This is a genomic window from Roseibium sp. SCP15 (assembly GCF_040329435.1).
Lineage (GTDB): Bacteria > Pseudomonadota > Alphaproteobacteria > Rhizobiales > Stappiaceae > Roseibium.
This window is the reverse complement of the sequence record NZ_JBDZYI010000002.1, coordinates 342596-361327: the sequence shown is the minus strand read 5'-3', so window position 1 is coordinate 361327 and position 18732 is coordinate 342596. Positions and strand designations below refer to the sequence as shown.

Sequence of the window (18732 nt, the reverse complement as noted above, 5' to 3'; positions counted from 1 at the left end):
CGCGCCGGACCGGCGAGTTTGCAGAAGAGCAGAGCGAGGATCTTCAGGGGACGAGGATGGGAACCGTTTTCTCCGCTTGACTGATCTCGAGCGGTGTTGCGCCGAATGGATCGCCATCGACCTGTGCGGCAACGTTTTCAGCAGCCGATATGGTTGCGGTGCTGAACGGTTTGACAATGGCCCCGCGAGCCTTGTGAATCCGGCCCATCATCAACGCGACCCCATAACGAAAAGACGACCAGGGGTCGTCTTTTTCCAGAACGAGCATGTGCAGACCCGGGTCTGTTGCTCCTCCAGGGCAGATGACAAACGGACCACCGTAGTGCCGGGCATTGCTGGCAACGGCAAACTTTCCGGCAATGCGAATGCCATCGAGGGTAATTGCCAGTGCGGTTCCCTTTCGCTTTAGACCGATGCGCAGGGCGGTGAGGACGTACGCCAGTTTTCCAAGACGGCGCTTTAGCGCCAGTGGCACGGCGTGCACCACTTCCGCGTCAAAACCGGTGGACGCCATTAGGACGAATGGGCGCCCATTGGCCAAACCGAAATGCAGCGGTTTTCTTTTCTCGCTCCTGATCATTTCGGCAATCGCGCGGGCGTTGCGTGGCAATCCCAGTTCAAGTGCAAGAACGTTGGCCGTGCCGAAGGGAATAACGGCCAGTTGTGGCGGCTCCGGGTGATGCTGAAAGCCCGTGAGGGCCTCGTTGACCGAACCATCTCCACCGGCAATCACGATAGTACGCGCCGGCAGCGTAGGGTCGGCGCAAACCTCTCCGATTTCGCCTGCGCGGCTGGTAAGCCTGATTTCGGTGTGGCAACCGAGGTCTTCAAGATGAACCCGGACCTTTTGAAGGAGATCCGGGTTGTAGCCACCGGAAGTGGGGTTTGCCAGAATCAGCACCGTTCCGGGAGCATCCGGAACAATGGTGCGTCTCGCGCCAGGGCTTGGCCACTTCAATGGTCTCACTCGAAATCCTCTGCAGGTCAGACAGGATCCGTTGGTTACTCGCTAACCTTATAAGGGGCCATGCCGCCGCGCGCCAGCTCATCGGCGCGTTCGTTGTCAGGGTGTCCGGCATGGCCCTTTACCCAGTGCCAGGTAACGTCATGACGATCTCTGGCTGCGTCCAGGGCTTGCCAAAGGTCGGCGTTTTTCACTGGCTTGTTGGCCGCCGTGCGCCAGTTCTTGCGCTTCCAGCCATGCATCCATTCGCTGATGCCGCTGCGCACATAGGTGCTGTCGGTATAAAGGTCGACCGCGCAGGGACGCTTGAGCGCATTGAGCGCTTCAATTGCAGCGGTCAGCTCCATGCGGTTGTTCGTGGTTTCCGATTCGCCGCCGTTGAGCTCTCTCTCGTGCTCCCCAAAGCGCAGGATGGCGCCCCAGCCACCGGGACCGGGGTTTCCCGAGCAAGCACCGTCTGTGTAGATTGTGACGCGGTTTTCGACGCTCATCGTTCCAACCCGTATGCTTCTGCGGTTTCAACGCTTTGATGGAAGCGCAGCTTCTTCACATACTCCATCGGGTCTTTCGGTGTAACCAGCGCGCCTTCCGGTACACTCAACCAGTCATAAAGCCGTGTGAGGAGGAAGCGCAGCGCGGCGCCCCTGCAAAGCGTCGGCAAAGCCTCATACTCGCTATCGTTTAGCGGACGGACGGCTGCATAGCCCTTCAACAGCGCTCTGGCCTTCGTCACGTTGAACGAAAGGTCCTGCTCAAAACACCAGGCGTTGAGGCAGATCGCGATGTCATAGGCAAAGGCATCGTTACAGGCGAAGTAGAAGTCGATCAGACCGGACAGTTCGTCCCCGAGGAAAAACACATTGTCCGGGAACAGATCAGCATGAATGACGCCACCTGGCAGGTCCGCCGGCCAGGCGGTTTCAAGGTGAGCGAGCTCCTGGAGTATTTCATCGCCAAGTCCCTGGTGCACGCTGTCGCTGCGGCCATCACATTGTTCGAAAAGCGGACGCCAGCCCTTTACGTTCAGGGCATTCGTGCGGAAACCCTCATAGTCCTGGCCGTCCAGGTGCAATTCGGCCATTGCCTTCCCAAGTTCGGCGCAATGGTTCACGCGGGGACGTTTGACCCACATGCCTTCAAGAAACGTCACCAGGGCCGCAGGTCGACCGGCGAGAGTGCCGAGCAGTTTGCCTTCCTTTGACGCGACAGGCGTCGGGCACGACAAGCCCTTGCCCGCAAGATGTTGCAGCAGGTTGAGAAAGTAAGGCAGGTCGTCCGGATTTACCCGTTTCTCATAAAGGGTCAGGATGAACGAGGCCTGGTCGGTGTGAACCAGAAAGTTGCTGTTTTCGACGCCTTCCGCAATGCCCTTGAATGAGAGCAGGCGCCCGACATCATAGGTTCCGATGAAGTCCTGCAGTTCCTCATCGGTTACTTCGGTGTATACGGCCATAATGTTATCCGGTGGCTGCTTGGGCTGGCGGGGTCGTGTCCCGCAATTCTCGTGGCAGATTGAAGGAAATCGTTTCTTCCGCGGTTCGCACCGTCTCCACGGTCACCTCGAACCGCTCGGAAAATGCGCTGATGATTTCCTCTACCAGAGTTTCTGGAGCAGAAGCACCGGCGGTCAGGCCCAAGGAGCGGACGTCTTCGAAATCTTGCCAGTCAATGTCGCTTGCACGCTGTATCAACACCGAAACCTTGCAGCCGGCACGTTCGGCAACCTCGCGCAGGCGCTGAGAGTTCGATGAATTCGGCGCTCCAACCACAATCATGGCATCAACGCTCGGGGCGACATGTTTCACTGCTTCCTGACGATTTGTCGTGGCGTAGCAGATGTCTTCCTTGTGCGGCGCCACGATTTCGGGGAACCGCTCCTGGAGAACGGCAACAATGCCAGCCGTGTCATCGACCGAAAGGGTCGTCTGGGTGATGTAGGCCAACGGCCGGTCCGATCTGGGCGAGAAGCTGCGCGCATCGTCTTCGTTTTCGATCAGCGTCACGGTGCCCTCGGGCAGCTGGCCCATAGTGCCAATGACTTCCGGGTGGCCCGCGTGGCCGATCAGAAGGACTTCACGATCGCGCCGGAAATGGATTTCCGCTTCCTTGTGGACCTTGGAAACAAGCGGGCAGGTCGCATCCAGATAGAACATGTTGCGCGTTTTTGCGTCTGCCGGCACGGATTTCGGCACACCATGCGCCGAAAAGATCACCGGCCGGTCCGCATCCTGCGCCGGGATTTCTTCCAGCTCTTCGACAAAAACCGCACCCTTGGACTTCAAACCGTCCACGACGAATTTGTTGTGAACGATTTCATGGCGCACATACACGGGGCGGCCGTATTTCTGCAAAGCCAGCTCAACAATCTGGATGGCGCGGTCAACCCCGGCGCAAAAGCCGCGCGGCGCACAAAGGCGCAGAGAGAGTGACGGTTTTTCTTGCTTGGTCTCTGTCATGGTGCACTTTCGACGAACCTGTCTGGCCGCAATAAGGGGCGGCATGTCCGCTCTGTCAAGTCAGCTGCCATCAACAGCGCACGATTTCGGCCATAATGTGTTGTTTCAAAGGAGGCATATTTGCTTGAGGAGCAAACAGATCTCGCCAAGCAAAAGAGTAACTGCTATTAAGCCCCGCCAACTTGCATTGCTTTTGAATGGGTAAATGATGATCGGTGTGTTTCAATCGGTAACCGGAACGAATCTGAAGACCATGCTGAGCGTCGGCTTGTGCGCAGCAGCCCTTGCCGGATGTGGCGGCGGTGCTGAAGGCGTAGCCGGCAAAATCATTTCCGGTGGCCAGGAGCCGATTGAGGTGTCGGCAGCGACATTTGCTCCGCCTGTGCCTTGCCCACCAATGGAACTGCAGTCCAACACCTACCTGATCAGGAAATTCGTTCGTGGCAAGGAAGACCAGCAGGAAGGGCTTCTTTATCAGGCCACCGTCGAAGATTGGGCGAACACCTGTACCCAGGCCGCGGGCGGAGGCCGTCAGATGAAGCTGGGCTTCTCCGGTGACGTGACGCCTGGTCCTGCCTGGAAAGGCGGCGAAATTGTTCTGCCGCTGCGCGTTGCCGTCATTCCGGGAGGAAGTGAAGCCAAGCCGCTTTCTTCCGAGATTCTCAAAATTCCGGTCACGGTTGGCTCCGACTCACCAACAGAAAAATGGACCCTGGTCGAGAACAAGTTTTCGGTCCCGCCGAACGAGAGTGTGAAGGTGGTGTTCGGTTTCGACGAAGGCCGTCGTCGCTAACGCGGCAAGAAGGCGATTCGCAGCAGGCGGGAGCTTTTTCGCTCACTCTCCCTGCCAAGGCTTTGATGAATGACGAAATGAACGGAGCAAATGCCGCGGTGGGCAGTTCACTGCGTGACGCGGCGTTCGGCTGACAGCTTTTTCAGGTCCCGCATTTGAAACTGACCTTCGCGTATGTTCGCGTATTGACAAGGCAAATACCCGCTCGCACAATCCCGCCGGAAATCAGGGTCGTCCCCTGATTGGCACAATTGTGTCCCAGCCCATGCGGGAGAGATCGGGTCCTTGAACCCGGAGCCGAAGGAGCAACCGCCCCGGAAACTCTCAGGCAAAAGGACCGCTTGGGAAACACGCTCTGGAAAGCAGTGCTCCGCAGCTTGCCTCGCGGACTGCTCACCGAAGGAGTAACCGCTCGGGTCCAGCAGGACTTGTCGGGAAATCTCTCAGGTTCTCGGACAGAGGGGGTGCAGACAGACCGGATCCGAACGGGACGGCCTGGGACTGCGCAACCCGACTCGCGAGGACCGTTCATGGCGGACATCGTTGCAGATATCGAGCTGAAGCAGACACCGCTGCATGACCTTCATGTGGAGCTCGGTGCACGCATGGTCTCCTTTGCAGGCTATTCGATGCCACTGCAATACGGGACCGGCATCATGGCCGAACATCTGCAGACCCGCAGCAAGGCAGGGTTGTTCGACGTTTCCCACATGGGGCAGGCCATTCTGGTTGGTCCTGACCATGCAACCACGGCAGCTGCGCTTGAACGGTTGACCCCTTCCAGTTTTCTTGAGCTCGGGTCGGGCCGTCAGCGCTATACCGTTCTTTTGAACGAAGAAGGTGGAGTCATTGATGACCTGATGGTCACACGCCCCGCTTCGGCTGATGACGACGGCAAGTTGATGTTGGTGGTCAATGCGGCGCGCAAGGAAGTCGACTTTGCCCATCTGAAAGGCAACTTGCCCGGTAATGTCAGACTGGAGCCGGTCGAAGACCGCGCGCTCATTGCCGTTCAGGGACCGGAAGCTGTTGCAGCCGTTGCCGCGCATGCGCCGGGTGCAGCGGAGCTCGCGTTCATGTCCGCTGCTTTCATGGAGTTTGATGGCATTGACTGTCATATCGCCCGGGCCGGCTATACCGGTGAAGACGGCGTCGAGATGTCCGTCCCTGCAGGTGCAGCAGAGCCGATCGCACGGGCATTGCTGGCCGATGACCGGGTGGAGCCGATCGGTCTCGGGGCGAGGGACAGCCTCCGTCTTGAAGCCGGCCTTTGCCTCTACGGACACGATATCGACGAAATGACATCACCGGTGGAGGGCGGCATTGCATTCTGCATGCAAAAGCGCCGCCGCGAGGAAGGTGGTTTTCCGGGTGCCGACCGCATTCAGGAAGAACTTCGAAGCGGCCCCGGAAGAGTGCGTATCGGGCTTCGTCTTGAAGGCAGAGCCCCGGCCAGAGAAGGTGCCGAGATAGCCGTGCCGGATGGTCCCGTCATCGGAACCGTAACTTCCGGCGGCTTCGCGCCGACTGTGGGAGCTCCAATCGCCATGGGGTACGTTCCGGCAGATCGTGCCGTGCCGGGTACAACCATGGAACTGATCGTTCGAAACCGGCGTCTTCCGGCAAAAATCGTCGAAATGCCGTTTGTTCCGAACCGCTACTATCGCAAACCGAAATCCTAACCTTTCAGAGACTGGACGAGAAAATGACGACCTACTATTCCAAAGACCATGAGTGGATTGCTGTCGAAGGCGACGTCGCAACTGTGGGCATCACCAATTACGCGCAGGAACAGCTTGGCGATGTCGTTTATGTCGACTTGCCGGATGCCGGGGCAGAATTCGCCCAGGGCGATGAAGCGGCGGTTGTGGAATCCGTTAAGGCTGCCAGCGAAATCTACGCCCCCATTGATGGCGAAGTCGTTGAAGCAAACGAAGTTCTGGCCGATGAGCCCGGTAAGGTAAACGAAGATCCGGAAGGAGCTGCCTGGTTCATCAAGATGAAAGTTGCAAATGCAGAGCAGTTGAGCGAGCTTCTGGATGAAGCTGCTTACAAGGCATACGTGGAGACACTCTGATCCATGGCAGGGCACTATTACAAAGCACAGGTGGAATGGGCCTGTGATGGCGACTACGCGGCAAACAAGTATTCCCGCGGCCATATCTGGCGCTTCGACGGTGGTCTGGAAGTGCCGGCGAGTGCGTCTCCCACAGTAGTGCCCCTGCCGCACTCCATCGAGGCGGCGATCGACCCGGAAGAAGCTTTTGTCGCGGCGATTTCATCCTGCCACATGCTTTGGTTTCTGGACCTGGCACGCCGAGCGAATTTCAATGTGGCGAGTTACAAAGATCATGCCGAAGGTGAGATGAGCCGCGTGTCCCGTGGCAAGATGGCGATCACCAAGGTGGTCCTGAGGCCTGAGGTCACGTTGATCGCCAGCGAGCAGCCCGATCCAAGCTGGCTGACCGATATGCATGAAAAAGCACATGATGTTTGCTTCATCGCCAATTCAGTCAGCTGTGAAATCGTCGTGGAGCAAGGGCCGGTCCGCTTGATTGCACCTTGAAATCACCTGACCTTTTCAGCGTATCGAGAACCCCGGCAAATGCCGGGGTTTTCTTTTTCTGCCCAACGGCCTCGATGCCCGCTACCGAGTTCAGATAACGGCCAGGGAAACTCTGGCGCGCAGCTTTAGGGATGAGGTCTGGATGCCGTCGATCCTCATTCAGACACCAGTCGAGTGGCCACCCAAGACTTCTGCTGTTCCCGGTTCCGCAATAGGCTGGAGATCCAGCTTCCGCGATTTTCCAGAAAGCCCAGAAGCAAATCACCGTAATTTTCAGATACCGCAAATTGGACCGAGGGACGATCAGCAAGTTGGCGTCTCCAGCTTGAGACGTGTTCTAGATCGCGGAAAGTTTCAAGCCGGGTGAAGCTCTCGAAAACATCGAAATATCGGAAAACGGGCCCGAAAGCCGCATCGACAAGACAAAACCGGTCACCGGAGAAGAATGGTCCACTCCGGGAAACCTGTTCATCCAGGTGTTCGAATTTCTGTCGAAGCGCGTTCAGCGTGTTCTTGAAATCCGTTTCGGTCCGGGCGTTGTAGAGAGCGCCGATACCGTTGAGGCATTGGGAAGCAAACTCCACATAGGCTCTATGCCGAGCGCGCTCCGCGGGATCTGCCGGATGAAGCTGGTAGGGTTCCGTTTCATCGATGAATTCCACAATTGGCGCTGACTCAAATAGATACCGATCGGTACCAATTTTGAGCAACGGGACTTTGCCGAGAGGCGACGCGGCGCGGAACCAATCGGGTTTGTTTGCAAGGTCGATATAAACACGCTCAAACGGAATTTCCTTTTCCGTCAGCACGATTGCGGCACGTTGGACATAGGGGCAGAGCGAATGGCTGATCAGCGTTAGGGAGGTGGTCATTGAGAACTCCTTTTCATGCAGTTGCATTAAAATAAATACACGTGCATGAAAATTCAAGATTGATGCACCTGCATTGAAATTGCATAGTCCAAAAATGACTGACGAAACGAACGAAGACGCGAGCCCGATAACGATAGATGCCTGGGCCCGGTTGCTGCGTTCCAGCGCTACGGTTCTGGAGCAGGTTGAAGCGAAGCTGAAGGCTGCGGGATTTCCACCTCTTGCCTGGTACGACATCCTTCTGGAATTGAAGCGAGCAGAAGGGAGGCAGTTGCGGCCGGTAGAGCTCGAACGACGCATGTTGCTGGCGCAATACAACGTCTCGCGGCTGATCGACCGGCTTGCTTCGGCAGAGTTGGTGGAAAAACGGAAGTCGCCGGAAGATGGACGCGGAATTGTGGTCGCTTTGACGGCGAAGGGATCCGCGCTGCTTGAAGACATGTGGCCGGTTTACAAGAGTGCCATTCAGTCGGAGTTCGCCTGTCATTTGAGCGAAGATGACGCCGCAACGCTCTTCAGGCTGCTTGGAAAACTCTTGCCTGGAAAGTAGCGTCCTTTTGGTAGGGTGTTGAAAGATTTAAGACTTTTGCCTCAGGCGCCTCTGCGGATGAGTGTCTTTTTCAGGCGTGAGCCAAGGCCAAGGCGGTCCATTTTGAAACTTGGGCTTGACTCTCGGCAGAGCTTCGAGCATTTAAAATGGCATGACCAAGATGACCGCATCCTTCGTGTATTTTTATTACGTCACCGACATACCGGCGGCTGCGTAGGATCTTGCTCATCTCATAGAAACCTAAAAAAGCCGCCGCGTCAGGCGGCTTTTTGGTTTCCAAGAAAGGCTCCTGGCGGGGAAACCAGGAAGCCGAAAATGACCAGACACATGATTGAAGCCGGGAAGCCGGCATCGAAACTCAAATCGGAAGCACTCGCCGTGCTTCTGGAGCGTGGGCTCGTGCATCAATGCACGGATATCGAAGCGCTGGACCAAACACTTTCGGAAGGACCCATCACAGCCTACGCCGGGTTTGACGCCACCGCGGCCAGCCTTCATGTCGGCCATCTGATGCCGTTGATGACCATGCGCTGGCTGCAGAAGCTCGGACACCGTCCGATCGTCGTTCTCGGCGGTGGCACAAGCCAGATTGGCGACCCGAGCTTCCGTAACGATGCGCGGCCGATGCTCGAAGAGCGGCAGATCGCAGCAAACATTGCGACGATCCGCCGGTCGGTGGAACGCCTGGTCGACATGGACGGCCCGGATGGTGCGCTTCTGGTTGACAATGCGGAGTGGCTCAATGAATTCCGCTTCCTGGAATTTCTCCGCGATTATGGCTCCCAGTTCACCGTCAACCGCATGATGACCTTCGACAGCGTAAAGTCACGCCTGGAAGCACAGATGCCGCTGACCGTGCTCGAGTTCTGCTACATGATGCTGCAGGCTGTTGATTTCCTGGAACTTGCCAAGCGACACGATTGCGCGCTCCAGGTCGGCGGGTCCGATCAATGGGGCAACATTGTCAACGGTGTTGAACTTGGCCGCCGTGACGGCCGCAAACTGCATGGCCTCACCGTACCGCTCCTGACCACCGCAAGCGGGTCCAAGATGGGCAAGACAGCTGCCGGTGCCGTCTGGCTGCATCCCGAACACCTGTCGCCTTTCGGCTTCTGGCAGTTCTGGCGCAACACGGCGGATGCCGATGTCGGCAAATTCCTGCGCCTGTTCACCGAACTCCCGACCCGGGAAGTGGAACGCTTGTCCGAGTTGCGGGGGGCTGAGCTGAACGAAGCCAAGAAAATTCTGGCAACGCAGGTCACCACAATCGTTCATGGTCCCGAAGAGGCACTCTCCGCATTGCAGCAGGGCGATGCCCTTTTCGCAGGCGAAGGGGAAATCCTGGAGCCGACCCACAAGCTTCCGCTTTCCACACTGGCCAACGGACTTGGTCTTCTTGAACTGGTTGTTGCTGTTGGCTTTGCCTCTTCCAACGGAGAAGCGCGCCGCCTCGTTGAAGGGGGTGGGGTGCGTCTCAACAACCAGATCGTGGAAGACCCTCGCCGCCGGATCGCTACCGGTGACCTGATGGCGGATGACCGGTTGTCGGTTTCGGTCGGCAAGCGCCGCAAGGCACTGGTCGGGTTTGAGTAAATCTCATTTGAAGTGATGGAGCCGGTCGTCAAACCGGCTCCACCTTCGCGCTACTGTTCCGCCTCCGCCAATTGTTTCGCCCGGTATTCCTCCACGGGCAAACCACCGATGCCCCAGCTCTCCATTTCAACCTCCTCGATGACGACGAAGGTGGTTGAAGGGTTCTTGCCAAGAACGTCCACCAGCAGGTCTGTGGCACCCTTGATCAGTTCCGCTTTCTGGTGGGCGGTAACGCCCTCGCGGGTTACCTGAATGTTGACATAGGGCATGATCACTCTGCTCCGTCTGAACGTGGTTTGATCTGGAAAATCTTCGACATGATGCGCCAACTTCCTTCGTCGCGAACGAATGTCAGGAAGTCGACAAAATCATTGCTGCCGATGCTGCAACGGACCCTGGCGAAGGCCGTGTTTTCGCCGGCAAACTGAATCTCGTCGATCAAGTCACGCCTTGCTTCACCGCGCGAGGCTGGCGACTGCCGGGCGGCGACCACAGGCACATATTCGTCCATGGTCCGATGAAGCAGGGGCGTTTCATCTGCTGTCGCATAGACCGCCTTCGGGTGAAACACTCTCTGCAAGAGTTCCGTGTCACAGTGGTATAGCGCGTCAAAATAGTCGCGTATGACGCGTTGAAGGTCCGGGAAAGCTGCGCTCATGCGGCCAGTCCTTCTTCTGCCATGGCCCTTTGGGTGGCCGGGCGTTTTCCAATTCCGGCGACATAGCTTTCAACCCGTGGCCAGTCGGCAAGGGAGACACCTATGAAATTGCTCCAGTTCAGAATGACGAACGCATAGGCGTCGACAACGGAAAAAGTGTTTCCAAGAAGAAACTGGTTGTCCGCATCAAGCAGTTTGTCGAACTGGGAAATCCTCGCGTTCAGTTTTGCCAGATTTGCCGCCTGCTCGGTGTCTGAATACTGCTTGCCGGAAAAGTACGGACTGAAGGCCTTGTGGAGTTCTGAAGACAAAAAGCTCAACAGTTCCAGTTGCCGGAAGCGTTGCAAGGGGTTGTCCAATGCGCTTGGGGAAAGCTCAGGAAACTGCTCGCTGATCCAATGCAGGACCGCAACATTTTCAGTCAGAACCTGGCCGTCTTCGAACTGCAATGCCGGCACATAACCACGCGGGTTTGTGCTCTCATAGGCCGCGCCTGTTTCGGTGGTTCCGGCATCCGTGTCGACCTTTTCCAACTGATAGGAAGCACCTGCTTCATTCAGAAGAATATGCGCCGCCATGGAACAGGCACCGGGTTTGTAAAACAGCTTCATCGTTTGGCTCCATCGTTGATGTCGATGGTTGGAAAATGTTGGTTCAGGTCACTGTTGACAAGTAAGTTTCCATTGGTAACTTACATTATCGAGTTACCTCGGAGAAACCTGATTTCAACGGAGTTACGCACGAAAATGGCCCTGAAGATGCGCAAGAACCGAAGTCCGAAGCCCCCTGAACCCTGCATGCTGACCGAATGCATGCAGGTGATCGCCGGGGCGTGGGCGCCAAACGTCATCTGGAGCCTGCGTGCGGGACCGAGGCGTTTCAACGAACTGAAGGCTGATATTCCGCCGGTTTCATCCAAGGTGTTGTCGGCACGGCTGTCAGAACTTGAGGAAAGAGGCGTTCTGCTGCGCCACGTGCGCCCGACATCTCCGCCTTCTGTCGAATACGAACTGACCGAGCTGGGCCAAGAATTAATTCCTGCATTGGAAGCGATCGTTCAGGTAGGGTACAAATTGAAACGCTTGCAGGGATATGAACCGGAAGTTGAAGCTGCTGAATAGGATTCAGAATTTATTGCGAAGGAAATTCGATGAATTCAAAGACATTTGTTTTGATTCACGGAGTTTGGCATGGCGGTTGGTGCTGGTCGCGCGTTGCCGGGATCCTGAATGCCAGGGGACACAGGGTCACGGCTCCGACGCAGACCGGACTTGGGGAACGCTCACATCTTCTGTCTCATGACATCACGATAGAAACATTCGTGACAGACATTGTTCAGCATCTGCAATTTGAAGATTTCAACGACGTTGTTCTTGTCGGACACAGTTTCGGCGGTATTCCGATCACCGGTGTCGCCGATGTTGCACCGGAACGGATCGGCAAGCTGATCTATCTCGATGCGATCATGCTGAACTCCGGCGAAACCTGGTTCGATCTTTTGCCGGAAGACATGGCCAATGACCGGAAAGCGCTTGCGGAAAAAACCAGCGGTGGACTTAGCCTCCCGCCAGCCCCTCCGGAAAGCTTCGGCGTCACGCGCCCGGTTGATGTTGCATTTCTGGAATCTCGTCTGACACCGCATCCATTCAAGACCTTCACAACCAGCCTGACGCTGAAGAACCCGATCGGAAATGGCCTGCCGGCAAGCTACATCGAATGCACGGATCCTCCCTACCGGCCAGCTGCCATTGCAAAACAGCGGGCTCAGGAGTTTGGCTGGCCAATCTCCCAGATCGCGACCGGACACGATGCCATGGTGACGGAGCCGGAAGCAGTGGCCGACCTTCTTGAGAAGCTTTCGGGCTGAAGGATGCAGGCAAAGGTCCTTTAATACGCGTCTTCCATGCGGCTCACTGGCCTGCCGTCATCATTCCGGCCAAGCGCAGCGTGAGCTCGAAACGCGTTACCTCTCGTATCCCGGATCTTCGCATTGCTGCGTCCAGGAGAACGAGCTCGAGAGATATCAAAGCAAAAGGGGCGGCCCGCTTAGGGCCGCCCCTTCTGTTTCCAGCCTGTGCAACAGGTGGTGTTAGAAGAAACCCAGCTTGTTCGGATTGTAGCTGACCAGCATGTTCTTGGTTTGCTGGTAGTGGTCGAGCATCATCTTGTGGGTCTCACGGCCGATGCCCGACTGCTTGTATCCGCCGAAGGCAGCGTGTGCCGGGTAGGCGTGATAGTTGTTTACCCAGACGCGCCCGGCTTCGATCGCCCGGCCGAACCGGTAGCAGGTGTTGGCATCGCGCGACCACACGCCGGCACCGAGGCCGTACATGGTGTCGTTTGCGATCGCCAGTGCTTCTGCTTCGTCCTTGAAGGTGGTGACAGACACCACGGGGCCGAAAATCTCCTCCTGGAAGACGCGCATCTTGTTATGGCCCTTCAGGATGGTCGGCTGAATGTAGAAACCGCCTGACAGATCGCCGTCGAACTTCGCTTCGGCACCACCGCACAGGACTTCGGCACCTTCTTCTGCACCGATCGTCAGATAGGACAGGATCTTGTCCTGCTGCTCACGGCTGGCCTGGGCGCCAACCATGGTTTCCAGTGCACGCGGGTCGCCTTGCTTGATGGCTTTTACCCGTGCGATAGCGCGTTCGATAAAGGCTTCGTAGATGTCTTCCTGAATGAGCGCACGGCTCGGGCAGGTGCAGACTTCTCCCTGGTTGAAGGCAAACAGAACGAAGCCCTCGATGGCCTTGTCGAGAAAGGCGTCGTCTTCGCGCATCACATCCGAGAAGAAGATGTTGGGCGACTTGCCGCCAAGCTCAAGCGTGACCGGGATCAGGTTCTCGGTTGCGTATTGCATGATCATCCGGCCGGTCTGGGTCGAGCCGGTGAAGGCGATCTTGGCAATGCGTGAGGACTTGGCAAGCGGAGCTCCGACCTCAGCGCCATAGCCGTTGACGATGTTCAATACGCCAGGAGGCAGGAGGTCGCCGATCAGTTCCGCCAGAACCATGATGGCGGCGGGTGTTTGTTCCGCCGGTTTCAGGATGACGCAGTTGCCTGCGGCCAGCGCCGGGGCAAGTTTCCATGCGGCCATCAGGATCGAAAAGTTCCAGGGAATGATCTGACCGACCACGCCAAGCGGTTCATGGAAGTGATAGGCGATCGTGTCGGCATCGATTTCCGACATGGAACCCTCCTGACCGCGCAGGACGCCAGCGAAATAGCGGAAATGGTCTACGGAAAGCGGAATGTCGGCGGCTGTCGTCTCGCGGATCGGTTTGCCGTTGTCCCAGGTTTCTGCCTTTGCCAGCAGGTCCAGATTGGCCTCGATCACGTCCGCGATTTTCAAAAGGGTGTTGGCCCGTTCTGCAGCCGGGGTCTTGCCCCAGCCATCCTTAGCAGCATGCGCGGCGTCCAGAGCCAGTTCAACGTCTGCGACGTCCGAGCGGGCGACATCGCAAACAGGAGCTCCTGTGATCGGGGTGATGTTGGTGAAGTAGCGGCCATTGACCGGCGCTACATACTTTCCGCCAATGTAGTTGTCGTAGCGCGACTTGAAGGGCGAATCCGTATCTTTCGCGAAGATGGGCATCTCGTTCATGTTGTTTCCTCCACATGTCCCTGGTCCTCCACCAGAGATCGAAGGAAATCTGCCCAACATCGACGAGAATTGTCAGCCGTCCCGCGACCGGTTGTCCTTCAAACTGTCTCAGAACTGAGACAGGTCAGTCGGAATTTTCGCCGATGCCCAGTCTCTTCATGCGGCGATAGAGGGTGGCGCGCCCGATACCCAGTGCTCGCGCTGCCTCTGAGACGTTGCCAGCTGCTCTCGTAAGGGCTCGAACAACGGCTGCGCGTTCAGCCTTCTCGAAACCGGACGGACCATCCTCGCGGCCCAAAAGGTCCGACGCGGGGAGGGGAGCAATGGGCCCTGAGGTGCGGAGGCCAAAGGCCTTGCGTGCGCCGCGGGTCGCACCGACCACGATGTCATCGGAATTGACGGCAAGCAGCATTGCGGTCTCGCTGGTGTCATGGTCCGCACAGATGATACGGGCCTTGGGAAAGGAAGCGCGGAACGCCTCCGCCTCGATCTGCCGCGCCGTTTGTGCTGCGGTTGCCGCAATCAGTCGGTTGAAGGCTTCGGTCTGGTCCGAACGGGCCGATGAGATGTCCAGTGCTCCGGCAAGGTCGCCATCCGGCCCGAATATCGGTGCATCCATGCAGCTCATGCCCGCATTTCGTGCCAGGAAATGCTCATTCCGATGAATGATGACCTGCCGCTGTTCGGTGATACAGGTGCCGACACCATTTGTGCCTTCGGCTTCTTCGCTCCAGTCCGCCCCTTGCCAAAGTCCCCATTCCTCGAAGGCAGACGCATCCCCTACCGAACAGCGCTGATCGAGCAGAATGCCCTTGGCATCGGTCAAAAGAACGGTACAGCCGGATTGGCCGACAAGACCGAAGAGCTGGTCGAGTTTGGGAGCGGCAATCCTCAACAGGAATTCGGATGCTTCACGGCACTGCTGAAATTTCGATTCGCTGACTTTTTCGCGGACACCGCGATCGGCCGGGTCCAGACCATGCGTATAAAGCGACCGGTGCCAGGACGCGGCAATCCGCGACAGCGCAGGGGCCGATCCGGATTGCACCGTTTTGAGAACGGTCTCGACATGATCCTGTGTCGGGGCGATCTGAATTCTCCTCCTCGATCGTCCGATTCTGCCGCAGCTTTAAAGTTGAGAATTAAATTCAACAATAGCATCAAGCGAATTCAAAATGAATGGATTGACTGGAAATTTCAAGAGATGGAATTTCGCTGGGACCACAGTTCGAAACACCTTCCACCTGCTTGGTGCACCGTAATGTGACCTTGTCCTGATGATTTTCACGCTGTTGCGCTTCAAATTTGTAATGAAATAACATAACAAAAGCACGCTAGTTAGATACCAAAGTCGGAGAAATGAATGTCGGTGGCGGAAACTTTGGAGGCAAAGGAAGAGAAGCGCTCCGTTCCAGGAACGGGACCGCAACGCGCAGAGGCGGAGGCCGCGGTTCGTCTGTTGATTGAATGGGCCGGAGATGACCCGGACAGGGAAGGGCTGCTTGATACGCCCGCGCGCGTGGTCAGGGCGTATGAAGAGTTCTTCGAAGGCTACCGGACAGATCCGGTTGAGCTGCTGCGACGCACTTTTGAAGAAACCAATGATTACGACGACATGATTGTGTTGCGGAACCTGCGCTTTGAATCGCATTGCGAGCATCACATGGTTCCGATCATCGGCAAGGTTCACATCGCCTATATGCCGGCAGGCCGCGTTGTTGGCATCAGCAAGCTTGCCCGTCTGGTGGAAGTGTTTGCCAAGCGGCTTCAGATACAGGAAACGCTGACCGCGCAGGTCGCAGAAACCATTGACAAAGTGCTTCGGCCAAGAGGGGTCGCGGTGGTCATGGAAGCCGCGCATATGTGCATGACGACGCGAGGCGTGAAGAAACCCGGTGTTTCAATGATGACGCGCCGCATGTTGGGCGAATTTGCGACCGACAAGGAACTGCGGCGGGACTTTCTGTCATCTCTTGCCGGGGCAAACAAGAGTTTCGGTTAAACGCACGAGACTGCCTGGCAGTTCAACAAAGAAACCCCGCCTCCTGATCGGAAGCGGGGTTGAAGTCAGTCGCGGGGCCGCGAAGGTCGCTTCTTGCTTAAAGCCTGCTTATGCCTGCAGGCGGGACCTGATTTCCTTGCGAAGCTCATCGATAGGAGACTTCTTGGCACCGTCCATCGTGTGCCAGAACGTCCAGCCGTTGCAGGCTTCTTGTCCCTGGACAAGTGCTCCCACCTTGTGGATCGAACCGGTATGGTCGCCGGATTTGAGCGATCCATCCGCACGGACTACAGCCTGGTGCTTGCCTTTGGAGCAGGTCAGCTCCGTGCCGGGCTCCAGGAGGCCACTTTCCAGCAGCGTGCCGAAGGGGATGCGTTTCTGGGCACGTTTGCCCTTTTGCATCTCCAGGGCTTCGGCATCGCCGGGCGTGATCGCATCGATGCGTGCAGTTGCAGCGTCAATGTAGTCCTGCTCGCGCTCGACACCGACGAAATGCCGCCCGAGTTTCTTGGCGACGGCCCCGGTCGTGCCGGTTCCGAAGAAAGGATCCAGCACCACGTCACCGGGTTTGGACGACGCCGTGAGCACTCGATAAAGCAGGGACTCCGGTTTCTGGGTCGGATGTACCTTCTGACCGTTCTTGTCCTTGAGGCGCTCGGTACCCGTGCAAAGCGGCAGGTGCCAGTCGGAGCGCATCTGCAGATCTTCGTTGAAGGTCTTCAGGGCATCGTAGTTGAAGGTCGGCTTGGCATCCTTGGATTTCACCGCCCAGATCATGGTCTCATGGGCATTGGTGAACCGTTTGCCGCGGAAGTTCGGCATTGGATTGGACTTGAGCCAGACAATATCGTTCATGATCCAGAAGCCGAGATCCTGCAGGATCGCGCCAACCCGGAAGATATTGTGATAAGAGCCGATCACATAAAGTGACCCGTCGGGCTTCAGCACCCGGCGCGCGGCCAGAAGCCAGGCACGGGTGAAGGCATCATAGGCCTCAAAGCTCTCGAACTGATCCCAGTGATCGTCACAGGCATCCACCTTCGACTGATCCGGCCGGTGCAGGTCGCCGCCCAGCTGGAGATTGTAGGGCGGATCTGCAAAGACCAGGTCGACCGACCGGGACGGCAGTTTCTCAAGGGCGGCCACGCAGTCGCCCTTCAGGATCGTATTCAGCCAGGAAGCAGGTGCTTCCGATTTCTTTTTTTGAAGGGGTGCCGCAAAGGACACCCCGGTACGCAGTACACTCATTGCGACGCAATACCTCACGCAATTTCGAGTGTCATGGTTACCGGTTTTGGTAAATCAGGCGTTAAGCTCACAAAACAAAAATTCTCTTTAAATCAATGCTTTGTTTACAATCGTAAAAGTTAAATGAGAGGTTAACGACCTGTGCCAACCGAAAAGGCCAGAATTCTGCTGATTTCATTGAGTGTACGACCGGAAGTTGCTTTCCAATCGTTAAAGGCAACCTGTATCGCCTTCAGATTTTTTTTCGACAAGCGATCATTCTCGACGACGTTTTCTCGGATAAGCGCGTTAACCACGTCGCCTGACAGAATGAAACTTTCCTTTCCCATGAAGCGCAGGGCGAGCTGGCCGGTGTTGCCTCCAAGCCGGCTGCCGCGCTTTTTCAAGAACTCCATCAGGCCGATCTGATCGTCCACTGGATAGTGCGCAAAGAACTTCGATGCACTGCCGTGTTCGGCCGCCAACTCCTTCAGAAATATGGCATTATGCTGCACAGTCTTGATCTTGGCGCCATTGCGTACGATGCGGGTGTCCTTCAAAAGGGCTTCAAAGGCTTCGTCGGGCAGGAAGGCAAGGCGGGCCACGTCAAATCCTTCAAACGCCTCTTCAAATCCCGGCCATTTCTGATCAATCACTTTCCAGCTGAACCCGGCCTGAAAGACGCATTTGGTGAACATGGCAAGCCAGCGGTCATCGCCGATCTGTTCCAGTTCGGCTTCCGACTTGGGCAGATTGTGTCCACCCAGCAGCGCCGCCAGTTGAGCCGCACCACCTTTCTTTTCGGTCGCCAGGGATTCGATTTCTTCAAAAGGGCGCATCAACCGTCACCTTCCATGCACTTCAGTTCTCGGGTCGCTGTCAGCTATCAGCGGGTGGAGATCTTTTGAGTTCACCTTGCAACGAGGAATGGGCGGCTTCAACGATATCGCGGCGCAAGGCATATTCAGTGCCGGGTCGAATTTCGTCAGGGACCGGATAACCGGCGACAGGCAGCACTTCCTTCAACCGCGCACCGGACATCTGAATGTAGTCCGGGTCTTCGGCCGCAATCCGATTGTAGAGACGTCCCAAAAACGAACGCTTACGTTTAAGTGTTGCGCCGGCAATGATGAGGCTGTTGTGCAAGAACCGCTCGAGTTCATGAATGTCTTGAGGGGTTCTGTTGATGATCGCCGGAATGTTGATGCTTGGCCCTCTATAAGGGTAGCGAGGCGGAAGAGGCAGCAAGTCTGTTGCCAGATTATCTGTTGAGGCGACTGTTTTCAGCTTCGGCCCGTTCATAAACTCATGGCCCTCTTTATAGAACAACGCTCCACACTATGGCGAACCAGACTGGCCTCTTCAATTCGTTTCGGTAAGCGGATCAACGACTGGCAATGAAGCATTGTCGCGTGCTGAAACATTGATTCCTCAGACACTC

General features: G+C 56.7%; 23 protein-coding genes and 2 riboswitches. Of the genes, 9 read left to right on the top strand and 14 right to left on the bottom strand.

Translation table 11 applies throughout. The features are described from left to right. Window positions 1-43 precede the first annotated feature (43 nt). The 4 genes from ABLO27_RS09050 to ispH are packed head-to-tail and all read right to left on the bottom strand — an operon-like array spanning window position 44 to window position 3420. Window positions 44-967: a diacylglycerol/lipid kinase family protein gene (locus ABLO27_RS09050; RefSeq protein WP_353032211.1), complete on the bottom strand. Its 924-nt coding sequence runs from the start codon at window positions 965-967 to the stop codon at window positions 44-46. Window positions 968-1002: 35 nt separating this feature from the next. After that, window positions 1003-1455, bottom strand: a complete 453-nt coding sequence (gene rnhA, locus ABLO27_RS09045; RefSeq protein WP_353032209.1) for a ribonuclease HI — start codon at window positions 1453-1455, stop codon at window positions 1003-1005. Then, on the bottom strand, window positions 1452-2417 hold the full coding sequence (locus ABLO27_RS09040) for a homoserine kinase (protein WP_353032207.1): 966 nt from the start codon (window positions 2415-2417) through the stop codon (window positions 1452-1454). Before ABLO27_RS09040 ends, rnhA begins: the two co-directional genes overlap by 4 nt. Window positions 2418-2421: 4 nt before the next feature. Continuing rightward, window positions 2422-3420 carry a 4-hydroxy-3-methylbut-2-enyl diphosphate reductase gene (ispH, locus tag ABLO27_RS09035; RefSeq protein WP_353032205.1) on the bottom strand — a complete coding sequence of 333 codons (999 nt, stop codon included), beginning with the start codon at window positions 3418-3420 and terminating at the stop codon, window positions 2422-2424. A gap of 205 nt (window positions 3421-3625) precedes the next feature. On the opposite strand from ispH, the gene ABLO27_RS09030 reads away from it, so the two are divergent. The 4 genes from ABLO27_RS09030 (at window position 3626) to ABLO27_RS09015 (ending at window position 6779) form a co-directional block, all read left to right on the top strand. After that, complete coding sequence (locus ABLO27_RS09030; RefSeq protein ID WP_353032203.1) at window positions 3626-4213, top strand: hypothetical protein; 588 nt, start codon at window positions 3626-3628, stop codon at window positions 4211-4213. A 258-nt stretch (window positions 4214-4471) separates the two neighbouring features. After that, window positions 4472-4563: riboswitch (glycine riboswitch) on the top strand. Between the two features lie 3 nt (window positions 4564-4566). Continuing rightward, window positions 4567-4674: riboswitch (glycine riboswitch) on the top strand. Window positions 4675-4743: 69 nt separating this feature from the next. Next, complete coding sequence (gcvT, locus tag ABLO27_RS09025) at window positions 4744-5895, top strand: glycine cleavage system aminomethyltransferase GcvT (RefSeq protein ID WP_353032201.1); 1152 nt, start codon at window positions 4744-4746, stop codon at window positions 5893-5895. 23 nt (window positions 5896-5918) lie between these two features. After that, complete coding sequence (gene gcvH, locus ABLO27_RS09020) at window positions 5919-6290, top strand: glycine cleavage system protein GcvH (RefSeq protein ID WP_353032199.1); 372 nt, start codon at window positions 5919-5921, stop codon at window positions 6288-6290. 3 nt (window positions 6291-6293) lie between these two features. Beyond that, window positions 6294-6779 (top strand): OsmC family protein, encoded by a 486-nt coding sequence (locus tag ABLO27_RS09015; protein WP_353032197.1) that lies wholly within the window; start codon window positions 6294-6296, stop codon window positions 6777-6779. A 155-nt stretch (window positions 6780-6934) separates the two neighbouring features. Here ABLO27_RS09015 and ABLO27_RS09010 read toward each other — a convergent pair whose 3' ends face one another. Further along, complete coding sequence (locus ABLO27_RS09010) at window positions 6935-7651, bottom strand: glutathione S-transferase family protein (RefSeq protein WP_353032195.1); 717 nt, start codon at window positions 7649-7651, stop codon at window positions 6935-6937. Window positions 7652-7745: 94 nt separating this feature from the next. On the opposite strand from ABLO27_RS09010, the gene ABLO27_RS09005 reads away from it, so the two are divergent. Further along, entirely contained in the window at window positions 7746-8201 is a 456-nt protein-coding gene (locus tag ABLO27_RS09005) for a MarR family winged helix-turn-helix transcriptional regulator (protein ID WP_353032193.1), read from the top strand. A gap of 70 nt (window positions 8202-8271) precedes the next feature. Here the strand turns inward: ABLO27_RS09005 and ABLO27_RS09000 are convergent, their stop codons facing one another. Next, window positions 8272-8481 carry a hypothetical protein gene (locus tag ABLO27_RS09000; protein ID WP_353032191.1) on the bottom strand — a complete coding sequence of 70 codons (210 nt, stop codon included), beginning with the start codon at window positions 8479-8481 and terminating at the stop codon, window positions 8272-8274. A gap of 35 nt (window positions 8482-8516) precedes the next feature. On the opposite strand from ABLO27_RS09000, the gene tyrS reads away from it, so the two are divergent. Next, window positions 8517-9794: a tyrosine--tRNA ligase gene (gene tyrS / locus ABLO27_RS08995; RefSeq protein ID WP_353032189.1), complete on the top strand. Its 1278-nt coding sequence runs from the start codon at window positions 8517-8519 to the stop codon at window positions 9792-9794. A 50-nt stretch (window positions 9795-9844) separates the two neighbouring features. On the opposite strand, the gene ABLO27_RS08990 is transcribed toward tyrS, so the two are convergent. Genes ABLO27_RS08990 through ABLO27_RS08980 form a run of 3 tightly spaced genes read right to left on the bottom strand, consistent with a single transcriptional unit; the run spans window position 9845 to window position 11063 of the window. Beyond that, window positions 9845-10063 (bottom strand): tautomerase family protein, encoded by a 219-nt coding sequence (locus ABLO27_RS08990; RefSeq protein ID WP_353032187.1) that lies wholly within the window; start codon window positions 10061-10063, stop codon window positions 9845-9847. Between the two features lie 2 nt (window positions 10064-10065). Beyond that, window positions 10066-10452: a nuclear transport factor 2 family protein gene (locus ABLO27_RS08985; protein WP_353032185.1), complete on the bottom strand. Its 387-nt coding sequence runs from the start codon at window positions 10450-10452 to the stop codon at window positions 10066-10068. Beyond that, window positions 10449-11063, bottom strand: a complete 615-nt coding sequence (locus ABLO27_RS08980; RefSeq protein WP_353032183.1) for a glutathione binding-like protein — start codon at window positions 11061-11063, stop codon at window positions 10449-10451. The genes ABLO27_RS08985 and ABLO27_RS08980 overlap by 4 nt, the downstream gene beginning before the upstream one ends. A gap of 135 nt (window positions 11064-11198) precedes the next feature. Here ABLO27_RS08980 and ABLO27_RS08975 point away from each other — a divergent pair, with 135 nt between their 5' ends. Together ABLO27_RS08975 and ABLO27_RS08970 are read left to right on the top strand one after the other, a co-directional pair. Next, window positions 11199-11573, top strand: coding sequence for a winged helix-turn-helix transcriptional regulator (locus ABLO27_RS08975; protein WP_353032181.1), 375 nt, complete (start codon window positions 11199-11201; stop codon window positions 11571-11573). 29 nt (window positions 11574-11602) lie between these two features. Continuing rightward, on the top strand, window positions 11603-12319 hold the full coding sequence (locus tag ABLO27_RS08970; protein WP_353032179.1) for an alpha/beta fold hydrolase: 717 nt from the start codon (window positions 11603-11605) through the stop codon (window positions 12317-12319). A 222-nt stretch (window positions 12320-12541) separates the two neighbouring features. Here the strand turns inward: ABLO27_RS08970 and adh are convergent, their stop codons facing one another. Both adh and ABLO27_RS08960 read right to left on the bottom strand, forming a co-directional pair. Further along, complete coding sequence (adh, locus tag ABLO27_RS08965) at window positions 12542-14062, bottom strand: aldehyde dehydrogenase (protein ID WP_353032177.1); 1521 nt, start codon at window positions 14060-14062, stop codon at window positions 12542-12544. A gap of 124 nt (window positions 14063-14186) precedes the next feature. Next, the gene (locus ABLO27_RS08960; protein ID WP_353032175.1) at window positions 14187-15110 is read right to left on the bottom strand and encodes a GAF domain-containing protein; all 924 of its coding nucleotides are present in this window, start codon (window positions 15108-15110) and stop codon (window positions 14187-14189) included. Between the two features lie 315 nt (window positions 15111-15425). Here ABLO27_RS08960 and folE point away from each other — a divergent pair, with 315 nt between their 5' ends. Continuing rightward, window positions 15426-16064, top strand: coding sequence for a GTP cyclohydrolase I FolE (gene folE, locus ABLO27_RS08955; RefSeq protein ID WP_353032173.1), 639 nt, complete (start codon window positions 15426-15428; stop codon window positions 16062-16064). 108 nt (window positions 16065-16172) lie between these two features. Here the strand turns inward: folE and ABLO27_RS08950 are convergent, their stop codons facing one another. The 3 genes from ABLO27_RS08950 to ABLO27_RS08940 form a co-directional block, all read right to left on the bottom strand. Further along, a complete protein-coding gene (locus ABLO27_RS08950) occupies window positions 16173-17312 on the bottom strand; it encodes a site-specific DNA-methyltransferase (protein ID WP_353032171.1) in 1140 nt (379 codons plus the stop codon). Window positions 17313-17443: 131 nt separating this feature from the next. Further along, window positions 17444-18130, bottom strand: a complete 687-nt coding sequence (locus tag ABLO27_RS08945) for a DNA-3-methyladenine glycosylase I (RefSeq protein ID WP_353032169.1) — start codon at window positions 18128-18130, stop codon at window positions 17444-17446. Window positions 18131-18170: 40 nt separating this feature from the next. Continuing rightward, the gene (locus ABLO27_RS08940) at window positions 18171-18593 is read right to left on the bottom strand and encodes a hypothetical protein (RefSeq protein WP_353032167.1); all 423 of its coding nucleotides are present in this window, start codon (window positions 18591-18593) and stop codon (window positions 18171-18173) included. Window positions 18594-18732 lie beyond the last annotated feature (139 nt).

What these genes read in the sequence shown, in the direction of transcription:
- ABLO27_RS08950 (WP_353032171.1), bottom strand. Translation starts at nt 17,312, where the DNA reads ATGAGTGTACTGCGTACCGGGGTGTCCTTTGCGGCACCCCTTCAAAAA.
- folE (WP_353032173.1), top strand. Translation starts at nt 15,426, where the DNA reads ATGTCGGTGGCGGAAACTTTGGAGGCAAAGGAAGAGAAGCGCTCCGTT.
- tyrS (WP_353032189.1), top strand. Translation starts at nt 8,517, where the DNA reads ATGACCAGACACATGATTGAAGCCGGGAAGCCGGCATCGAAACTCAAA.
- ABLO27_RS08980 (WP_353032183.1), bottom strand. Translation starts at nt 11,063, where the DNA reads ATGAAGCTGTTTTACAAACCCGGTGCCTGTTCCATGGCGGCGCATATT.
- gcvH (WP_353032199.1), top strand. Translation starts at nt 5,919, where the DNA reads ATGACGACCTACTATTCCAAAGACCATGAGTGGATTGCTGTCGAAGGC.
- ABLO27_RS08985 (WP_353032185.1), bottom strand. Translation starts at nt 10,452, where the DNA reads ATGAGCGCAGCTTTCCCGGACCTTCAACGCGTCATACGCGACTATTTT.
- ABLO27_RS08990 (WP_353032187.1), bottom strand. Translation starts at nt 10,063, where the DNA reads ATGCCCTATGTCAACATTCAGGTAACCCGCGAGGGCGTTACCGCCCAC.
- ispH (WP_353032205.1), bottom strand. Translation starts at nt 3,420, where the DNA reads ATGACAGAGACCAAGCAAGAAAAACCGTCACTCTCTCTGCGCCTTTGT.
- gcvT (WP_353032201.1), top strand. Translation starts at nt 4,744, where the DNA reads ATGGCGGACATCGTTGCAGATATCGAGCTGAAGCAGACACCGCTGCAT.
- rnhA (WP_353032209.1), bottom strand. Translation starts at nt 1,455, where the DNA reads ATGAGCGTCGAAAACCGCGTCACAATCTACACAGACGGTGCTTGCTCG.
- ABLO27_RS08945 (WP_353032169.1), bottom strand. Translation starts at nt 18,130, where the DNA reads ATGCGCCCTTTTGAAGAAATCGAATCCCTGGCGACCGAAAAGAAAGGT.
- ABLO27_RS08970 (WP_353032179.1), top strand. Translation starts at nt 11,603, where the DNA reads ATGAATTCAAAGACATTTGTTTTGATTCACGGAGTTTGGCATGGCGGT.
- ABLO27_RS08975 (WP_353032181.1), top strand. Translation starts at nt 11,199, where the DNA reads ATGGCCCTGAAGATGCGCAAGAACCGAAGTCCGAAGCCCCCTGAACCC.
- ABLO27_RS09015 (WP_353032197.1), top strand. Translation starts at nt 6,294, where the DNA reads ATGGCAGGGCACTATTACAAAGCACAGGTGGAATGGGCCTGTGATGGC.
- ABLO27_RS09040 (WP_353032207.1), bottom strand. Translation starts at nt 2,417, where the DNA reads ATGGCCGTATACACCGAAGTAACCGATGAGGAACTGCAGGACTTCATC.
- ABLO27_RS09005 (WP_353032193.1), top strand. Translation starts at nt 7,746, where the DNA reads ATGACTGACGAAACGAACGAAGACGCGAGCCCGATAACGATAGATGCC.
- ABLO27_RS08940 (WP_353032167.1), bottom strand. Translation starts at nt 18,593, where the DNA reads ATGAACGGGCCGAAGCTGAAAACAGTCGCCTCAACAGATAATCTGGCA.
- ABLO27_RS09010 (WP_353032195.1), bottom strand. Translation starts at nt 7,651, where the DNA reads ATGACCACCTCCCTAACGCTGATCAGCCATTCGCTCTGCCCCTATGTC.
- ABLO27_RS09030 (WP_353032203.1), top strand. Translation starts at nt 3,626, where the DNA reads ATGATGATCGGTGTGTTTCAATCGGTAACCGGAACGAATCTGAAGACC.
- adh (WP_353032177.1), bottom strand. Translation starts at nt 14,062, where the DNA reads ATGAACGAGATGCCCATCTTCGCGAAAGATACGGATTCGCCCTTCAAG.